Below are 8611 nucleotides of genomic sequence, written 5' to 3' on the forward strand. Positions count from 1 at the left end.
CATCCAGTTGTCATACGAATTCCCTCATAATACAGCGAAAAGCCCGCCTATAGTGGGAGTGGTGGTCATACCACCCGGCTGTCATCGGGTGCGACAGGGAGTGCAGAAGCGGGAATGTCGCTCGTCGTCATCTTGGATGACCGGCCCACCAACCGGAACATCTTCTCCAAGCTGGCCACCTCGCTTGAGAGCCAGGTGACGGTGCAGGCGTTCGGCGATCCGCTGGAGGCACTGGACTGGATATCAGGCCATACCCCGGACCTGGTGATCGCCGACTACAAGATGCCTAACCTGGACGGCGCCGAATTCACCCGCCGCCTCCGCAGCAACCCCCATGTCGCCGACGTCCCGGTGATCGTGATCACCGCCTATGACGACCGCAGCTTCCGGCTGCAGGCGCTGGAGGCCGGCGCCACCGACTTCCTGCAGAGCCCGGTCGACCATCACGAGTTCATGACCCGGGCCCGCAACCTGCTGCGGCTGCGCCGGCAGCAGCAGCGCGTCAAGCGCCGCGCCGCGACGCTGGAGCGCGAGCTGGAGCGCACCAAGCGCAGCCAGGAGGAAGCGCTGCGCAACAGCCGCGATGCACTGGCCCAGGTCATCGACACCCTGCCGGCGATGATCAGCGCGGCCGACCGGGATGGCCGCTGCGTTTTCGTCAACGCTTATCAGGCGGCGATCAGCGGCTCGACCCCCGCGGCCCTGGTCGGCGAGGACGTCGCCGTCGTGTTCGGGGCCGAGCGCGGCGAGCACAGCCGGCAGCTGGACCAACTCGTCTTCACCTCCGGCGAGCCGCTGCCGAGCTATGAGGAGGTGGTCGAGCGCAGCGGCGTGCGGCAGGTGTTCCTGACCAGCAAGGCGCCGCTGCGCGACGCGTCGAACCAGGTGGTGAGCGTGCTGACCACCGCGCTCGACATCACCGACCGCAAGCTGGCCGAAGAGCATCTGCACCACCTGGCCAATCACGACGCGCTGACCGACCTGCCCAACCGGGTGCATCTGCTGAACCGGATCCGGCGGATCCTGGCCCAGGACGCCAACGCCCCCTTCGCGCTGCATTTCCTGGACCTCGACCGGTTCAAATCGATCAACGACGCGCTGGGCCACCATTTCGGCGATCAGATCCTGCAGGAGGTGGCGCGGCGGCTGAACCTGACGGCGCGGCCGGGAGACATCGTCGCCCGGCTCGGCGGCGACGAATTCGCCGTGCTGCAGCTCGGGCCGGCGCGGAGCGAGGACGCGGCCGCCGCGGCGGCGCAGATCCTGCAGGAGATCGCCCGGCCGCACATCCGAAACGACAGCACGGTGTCGCTGACCGCCAGCGTCGGCATCACCCTGCACCCGCAGGACGGCGGCGACCCGGACCAGCTGTTCCGCAACGCCGACCTGGCGATGTACCGGGCCAAGGCGGACGGGCCGGGTGAGTATCGCTTCTTCGCCACCGAGCTGAACGCCGGCATCCAGGATGCGGTGGTGCTGGAAGCCGAGCTCAGGACCGCGGTCGAGAGCGAGCAATTCGTGCTGCACTACCAGCCGCAGATCGACCTGCGCAGCGGCCGGATCGTCGCCGCCGAGGCGCTGATGCGCTGGCAGCACCCGAGCCGGGGGCTGCTGCTGCCGGCGCAGTTCCTGCCGGCAGCGGAAGAGAGCGGCCTGATCATCGCCATGAACACCTGGGCGCTGCGCGAAGCCTGCACCCAGGCTGCCGCCTGGGCCCGGGACGGGCTGTCGCTGCGAGTCGGCGTCAACCTGACCTCGCTGCAATTCCGCAAGCAGGACATCTGCCGGCTGATCCGGCAGACGCTGGACGACACCGGCCTGGCGCCGCAGGCCCTTGAGCTGGAGCTGACCGAAGGCGTGCTGATGCAGAATGCGGAGTCGGCGGCGAGCAAGATCGAGGAGCTGCGCGGCCTCGGCGTCCGCTTCGCCATCGACGATTTCGGCACCGGCTATTCCTCGCTGAGCTATCTCAAGACCTTCGCGGTCAACCAGCTCAAGATCGACCGCAGCTTCATCCGCAACCTGGAGACCAGCCCTGGGGACGCGGCGATCGTGCGGGCCATCACCAATCTGGGCCATGATCTCGGCCTGGACGTGACCGCCGAGGGGGTGGAAACTCCCGAGCAGCTCGAGACGATCCGCCTGCTGGGCTGCGATGAGGTCCAGGGGTTTCACTTCGCCAAGCCGATGCCGGACGACCAGCTCCGGGAGTTCGTGCGGGGCTGGACGGCGGATCCACAGGCCTCATAATCGCTCATTCAAGCTTTGACGCGTCCATATGCCCTGGGGCGGCGCGGCCGCGCCGCAGGGTGGAGTGCCTGGGCAGATGACCGACAGCAGAGAACAGACAAAACCGCGATCCCTGCTCGGGTGCATCGCGCACCGCCTCCGGACCCGCCCGGACAGCGAGCATGAGATGCGGTTCAACGGCACCGGCTTCGGGATCGCGATCCTGCTCTATCTGCTCGGGAGGGGCGGCTACGACCCGAATGCGATTGTCGTCCTGTTCGTCTACATCAGCCTCAACATCTGCGTCTTCGCCCATATCCTGCTGTATCCGGGGGTCTGCCGCCCGCGCCGGATTTTCTCCATCCTCAACGACTTCGTCTCCCTGTTCTGGGTGATGCATCTCGGCGACGAGATCACCACGATCCTGTTCCCGATCTTTCTCTGGGTGATCCTGGGCAACGGCTTCCGCTTCGGGATCGGGTTCCTGGCCCTGGCGACGACCGTGGCTCTAGCCTCGTTCGGCACCCTGGTGGCCACCACGCCGTTCTGGCAATCCCAGACGACCCTGTCGGCCGGGCTGATCGGCAGCATGCTGATGGTATCGCTTTGTGCCGTGCCGCTGATCCGTAGGCTTTCTCAGGCCAGACGGCAGGCCGAGGCCGCGGACCGGGCGAAGGCCTTTCTGCTGGCCAGCGTCAGCCATGAGCTGCGCACGCCGCTGGCCGCGATCGTCGGCACGGGATCGGTGCTACGGGACACCAAGCTCGATCCGGCGCAGCAGGAAATGGCCCGAAAGGTGGTCTCGGCCGGGGAGCGGCTGATGGCCCTGATCAACGACATCTCCGCCGTCTCCCGCATCGATGGCACCGATGCGGATCGGCAGCCGCGTCCCGGCAATCAGCGCCGGGCGCACGACGGCGCTGCGGATGGTGATCACTCCGGGCTATGATGGCGCCGGACCATCGGCTTCGACGATTGATGGGCCGGCCTGATAAGAGAAGATCTTGTGACTCCTCATTCAGGCCTTGACGGTTCGGTTCAGTCCCGTGCGGCGTGACCGCCGGCGTTGAGAGTGCTTGTGACGATGACAGACAGCAGCCAGCAACCGCAATCCCTGGTGGGACACATTCTCCAGCGCCTCCGCGCCCGGCCGGACAGCGAGCACGAGATGCGGTTCAACGGCATCGGCCTGTCGACAGCGACGCTGGTTTACCTGCTTGCGACCAAGCACCTCAGCTTCGAGGAATTCGTCCTCTACGCCGTGTATATCGGCTTTTGCCTTCTGGTCTTCGGTCACATCCTTCGCCAGCCGCAGGTTTGCATCACGCGTCGGATCATCGCCATGATCGGCGACTTCGGCGTCCTGTTCTGCGAGATGTATATCCGAGGAGAAACAGCCGCCTTTCTCTTCCCACTCTTCATCTGGGTCATCCTCGGGAACGGCTTCCGCTTCGGCATCCCCTTCCTGATTGTCGCTACGGTCGGAGGACTGAGCACCTTCAGCGCCGTTATAGCGACGAACCCGTTCTGGAGCGAGCAGACGGCCCTGTCGGCCGGACTGCTCGGCGGCATGCTGCTGGTATCACTTTGCGCCGCGCCCATGATCCGGAGGCTGTCCAAGGACAAACGACAAGCTGAAGCCGCAAGCAAGGCACAAAGCTTTCTCCTGGCCAGCGTCAGCCATGAGCTTCGTACGCCGCTGGCCGCCATCGTCGGCACGGGATCGGTGCTGCAGGATACCAAGCTCGATCCCTCACAGCGGGAGATGACGCGGCGAGTGGTCTCCGCCGGGGAACGGATCATGACGCTGATCAACGACATCTCCGCCGCTTCCCGCAGCGAGGGGACCGATGCAAAACCCGCGATCGAGGTGCAGGATCATCCGCTGCGGAATCAATCGCAGAATCAACAATCCCTCGGCGACCAGCCGCGGGACACGAAATGACGGCAGGGGCTCTCGTCAATCTTGAACGGACACGATCTCTGAGGGGACGGACACTTCAGAGCAGCTCAAGATAAGCCCCGGGCTCCATTGTGACGAGGTTCAAAGATTCCATTTCATCATACCAATATCGAACCAATAGTTGCGGGCGTTGACGCGGGGCTGCCCGGCGGAGAGATGGGTTCTTATGGCGCCTGATTTCGGCTTTAATGATGCAGAACGATCACCGTCGGGCGGCATGAGCGCGCCGATGGGCGGGAGTCCTTGCGATCGATGATCGACGTTAGACGACAGGCGGGATTGATATCCTTGATCAAGCGCATCGTGCAGCGCTACCGGAACCGTCCGGACAGCGAGCACGAGATGGGCTACAACCGTGTGGCCTTCTGTCTGCTGATCTTCATGTATGTGCTGTTGACGGGCGGCGGATGGCGCGACCTGATCCTGCCGACCGCGTATCTAGCGGCCGGATTTGGCTTTCTTGTGCATATCGCTGTGTATCCGCAGCGCTGCGTCTCCCGGCGGGTGCTGGCCCTGATCGGCGACCTTGGCGTCCTGTCGCTGCAGTTGCATTTCGGCGGCAGTATGTCGTCGATATTCTTCCCGATCTACTTGTGGGCGATACTGGGCAACGGCTTCCGCTTCGGCATCCGCTATCTCTATCTGGCGATGGCAGTCGGCCTCATCGGTTTCGGCCTGGTCATCGTCGCCACTCCCTTCTGGCGTAATAATCTCAGTCTTTCTTTCGGCCTGCTGGTCGGGATCGTCATCCTGCCGCTCTACGCCGGCATCCTTATCCGCAAGCTGTCGAAGGCGAAGCAACAGGCCGAGGAGGCCAGCCAGGCGAAGAGTCTGTTCCTGGCCAGCGTCAGCCACGAGTTGCGCACGCCGCTGACCGCCATCATCGGCATGGGATCGGTGTTGCACGACACCAGGCTGGACCCATCGCAGCGGGAGATGACCCAGACCGTCGTCTCCGCCGGACAGCAGCTGCTGACCCTGATCAACGACATTCTCGACTTCTCCCGGATTGAAGCCGGGCAGATGACGGTGCAGGCTGCCGATTTCGACCTGCCGTCCCTGCTGGCCGAGATGCGGGCGATGGTTATAACCCAGGCCCAGTCCAAGGGGTTGCATCTCGCCATCCATATCGACCGCCGCGTGCCGCTTCGGCTGCGGGGAAGCGAGCGGCATCTGCGGGAGATCGTCCTCAATCTCCTCGGCAACGCCGTCAAGTTCACCGAGACCGGCGGCGTGATGGTCGCCGTCCGGCCCGAGACGGAGGCCGGCGAGCGGCCGCGGCTGCGGTTCGAGGTCTCCGACACCGGGATCGGCATCGCGCCCGAGGCCTCCAGCCATATCTTCGAGAGCTTCCGGCAGGCTGACGCCTCGATCATGGACCGGTTCGGCGGCACAGGGCTAGGCCTCGCCATCTGCAAGCGGCTGGTCATCATGCTCGGCGGCGAGATCGGCGTCGACAGCACCCCCGGCGTCGGCAGCACCTTCTGGTTCACGCTGGACTTCGACCATGCCGTTAATGCCGAGGCCCAGGCGACCCTTGAACCGATCCCCGACCTCGGACTGGTCGCCGCCGACGTGGCACTGATCGGCCGGCTGATGCCGCCGCTGACGACTATGGCCGGCACGATCGAGACTTTCGGCTCGATCGATGCCGCGCTGGCTTGGCCGCCTTTGCGCTCCACCGCTACCGCCGCTGTCCTGATCGTGGATCGACCGGCCCTGCCGGACGATCCGCAGCGCCGGGCGACGGTCCTGGCCGCGCTGCGCTCGGCGCCGGCCGTCCGGTCGATTCTGCTCGACGATCCGGCTGCGGGCGAGGCCCTGCCGCGCGACCTGCTGGAGGTCTTCGTCACGACGCTGCTCGCGGATGCGGACAGACAGGCGATCGAGACCGCCCTCCGCATCGCCCAGGCGGGACGTTCATCCGGCCGGCAGGACGCCACGGCCATTCGCCACCGTTCCGGTTCGGAGCGCAGCCTGGCGATCCTGGTGGCCGACGACAACCGCATCAACCAGAAGGTGCTGCGGGAGATGCTGACGCGGGCCGGCCATCAGGTCGAGCTGGTGGCCAATGGCGAGGAGGCCCTGGATGCGCTCGACGCCCGGATCTTCGATATCGTCCTGATGGACATCAACATGCCGGTGATGAACGGCATCGAGGCGACCAAGCTGTACCGCTTCACCGCGCTGGATCGGCCGCGCATCCCGATCATTGCGCTGACCGCAGACGCCACGTCGGGCGTCGCCGCGCGCTGCGCCGAGGCCGGCATGGACGCGTGCCTGACCAAGCCGATCGAGCCCGAGAGCCTGATCGCCGCGATCGAGGATCTCCTGAGCGGAAAGGCCCCGGCCGCGCCGCCGCCGGCCCTGCCGGAGAACGTGACGACGCTGCCGCAGGCCGGCCCGGCCGCGGTCGATATGCGCGTTCTCGACCGGCTGGAGGCGCTGGGCGGGAACGATTTCCTGATCGAGTTGATCGACGACTTCCTGGCGGATATCGAGACGATCGCCCGGGATTTGCGGGCGTCGGTGCAAAGGGGCGATGCCCAGCAGTTCCGGGCCAATGGCCATGCGCTGCGCAGCGCGGCCGCGAATATCGGCGCCCGCGGCCTGTCGGATCTCTGTCAGGATTGGCAGGGCATCAGCGGCGTGGATCTCGTCCGCCACGGCCCGGCCCATGTGAGCCGCCTGGCGGCCGAGATGGAACGCGTGCGGCCGGTCCTCCTGCGGCGACGCGGCGCGGCCGCACGGTCCGCGACGAACGGCTGACGATCTGGAGAGGCACGGAGCTGGCCTCCGGCAAGGCCGGCCAACCGTCCGTCCACCCCTCCCTGCGGCGGACGGACGATGCCGGTTACCATCACTCGGCGGCGAGCGGCATCACCGGTCCACGACGCCGATCCTGCGCTGCCGTGAGGCGCGCCATCTTGCGGAGATCCGCCTCCTCCAACCGGAGAGCCGCGTCGACCCAGATCTCGACCACATCCTGCAGTTCCTGGAGCGTCACCGGGTTCACCCGCCGCCGGATCTGATACATCGACGACAGGGCGTTGCGCTTGCGGCGATGCTGGACGAGGTACTCCCGGAGCATCTCGCGTCCTTGACCATCATCGGCCAGGACGTCGACCACGCCTATCTCATGCAATTCCTCGGCGGAGTAGATCCTGCCACTCGCGATCATCCGCTCCGCCGCCGCCACGCCCAGCCGACGGGAGAGAAAGCTGTAGGCGCCCATGCCCGGGAACAGATTGAACAGGATCTCCGGCAGACCCATCTTGGCGCTGCGCTCAGCCACGATCAGATCGTGCGCCAGAGCACTTTCGAAGCCGCCGCCCAAGGCATCGCCCTGTACCAGCGCGATAGTGACGACTGGCAGATCGAACGCGATGGCGTTGCGGTGGATCGCCTCGATGCAGAGATAGCCGTAGCGGCGCAGCGCGTCGCGGTCGCCGGCCCGGATCTTTTCGGCGAATAGACTGAGATCGCCGCCGAGGTTGTAGATTCCAGGAATGCTCGACGCCAACACGTAGTAGTCGAACGGCGTCTGGGTTTCGTCGGCCCGGTTCGCGAAAAGCCGCTGCAGCGACCGCTGCATGTCATTGATGTCCCGCAGCAGCTCCGGCGTGAAGCTCGGGCGCCCCTCCGGACGCATCATGCACCAGTAGATCCGGTCGACCGGGTCGAGTTCCACGACCAGGTTGCGGTAATGGTTGCGGGAGACTTCGATATGGGCAGGCTCTCGGCCCTGCAGCTGCGACTGTAGTCCGAACACGGGGGGTCGCTGCTGAGTTGGCTCGGGAATGGCGATGCTGGGGGTCATCTCGTGCTCCTTCGGTTGATGCCGACCGCTTCAAGCCCGATCGTCAGCAAGGGAGGTCTTTTTCTGCGGAGCGGCAGATCATTCTGTGCATTTCCGCTTATCTTGGCCACCCGGATCAATTACCGGCATATTGCTTTTATAAAATCCAATAATTTTTATTGATATTTTATGCCAAAGCAGTATTTGCGACAAACTATGCACAAAATCGTATTTTGTCTGAACCGACCTAAAATAGGGATGGAGCGCCATCAAATTCGGCACCCCTCCACTATTTGAGGTATGCAGCGCTCGAGGGGACAGGCGCGTCCGGGCCACGGAGGGCTCCGGCTGAGGCCCGAGAATTCCATTTGGCGTTGTTGTCTTCGGTCTGGACGCGCCCGAGGCCGTCAGCGCCGCCGGCGCGGCGACAAGCTGAGGTCAGCCCGTCCCGCTACTTCACCGGCGCCGAGGGCACGTACCAGCCGGCAGGAAGCCCGCTGGCCTGGCGGCGGACCGGCGCCGGCGCGGCGGGGGCGGTCGCCGCCACCCGGGTCGGCGCCACCGTCACCGGGGCCCGCGCGGGCACGGGCGCCGCCACCGGGGCCGGCCGGGCCTGCACC

At 65.5% G+C, this 8611-nt stretch carries 5 protein-coding genes; 4 read left to right on the plus strand and 1 reads right to left on the minus strand.

Translation table 11 applies throughout. From position 1 onward, the window contains the following. Positions 1-114: 114 nt before the first annotated feature. From KXR53_RS33585 to KXR53_RS33600, 4 genes are all read left to right on the plus strand, one after another. On the plus strand, positions 115-2250 hold the full coding sequence (locus KXR53_RS33585) for a GGDEF/EAL domain-containing response regulator (RefSeq protein ID WP_437379984.1): 2136 nt from the start codon (positions 115-117) through the stop codon (positions 2248-2250). 166 nt (positions 2251-2416) lie between these two features. Continuing rightward, on the plus strand, positions 2417-3178 hold the full coding sequence (locus tag KXR53_RS33590; RefSeq protein WP_437379985.1) for a histidine kinase dimerization/phospho-acceptor domain-containing protein: 762 nt from the start codon (positions 2417-2419) through the stop codon (positions 3176-3178). A 135-nt stretch (positions 3179-3313) separates the two neighbouring features. Beyond that, on the plus strand, positions 3314-4174 hold the full coding sequence (locus KXR53_RS33595) for a sensor histidine kinase (protein ID WP_437379986.1): 861 nt from the start codon (positions 3314-3316) through the stop codon (positions 4172-4174). Between the two features lie 306 nt (positions 4175-4480). Next, a complete protein-coding gene (locus KXR53_RS33600; protein ID WP_437379987.1) occupies positions 4481-6961 on the plus strand; it encodes an ATP-binding protein in 2481 nt (826 codons plus the stop codon). A 91-nt stretch (positions 6962-7052) separates the two neighbouring features. Here the strand turns inward: KXR53_RS33600 and KXR53_RS33605 are convergent, their stop codons facing one another. Then, on the minus strand, positions 7053-8012 hold the full coding sequence (locus KXR53_RS33605) for a crotonase/enoyl-CoA hydratase family protein (protein WP_437379988.1): 960 nt from the start codon (positions 8010-8012) through the stop codon (positions 7053-7055). Positions 8013-8611: the final 599 nt, after the last annotated feature.

The organism is Inquilinus limosus, assembly GCF_051487185.1.
In the GTDB taxonomy this organism is placed as follows: Bacteria; Pseudomonadota; Alphaproteobacteria; order DSM-16000; family Inquilinaceae; genus Inquilinus; species Inquilinus limosus_F.

Excerpts from the sequence above, each read along its gene's own strand:
- KXR53_RS33605 (WP_437379988.1), bottom strand. The coding sequence starts at position 8,012 with ATGACCCCCAGCATCGCCATTCCCGAGCCAACTCAGCAGCGACCCCCC.
- KXR53_RS33590 (WP_437379985.1), top strand. The coding sequence starts at position 2,417 with ATGCGGTTCAACGGCACCGGCTTCGGGATCGCGATCCTGCTCTATCTG.
- KXR53_RS33585 (WP_437379984.1), top strand. The coding sequence starts at position 115 with ATGTCGCTCGTCGTCATCTTGGATGACCGGCCCACCAACCGGAACATC.
- KXR53_RS33595 (WP_437379986.1), top strand. The coding sequence starts at position 3,314 with ATGACAGACAGCAGCCAGCAACCGCAATCCCTGGTGGGACACATTCTC.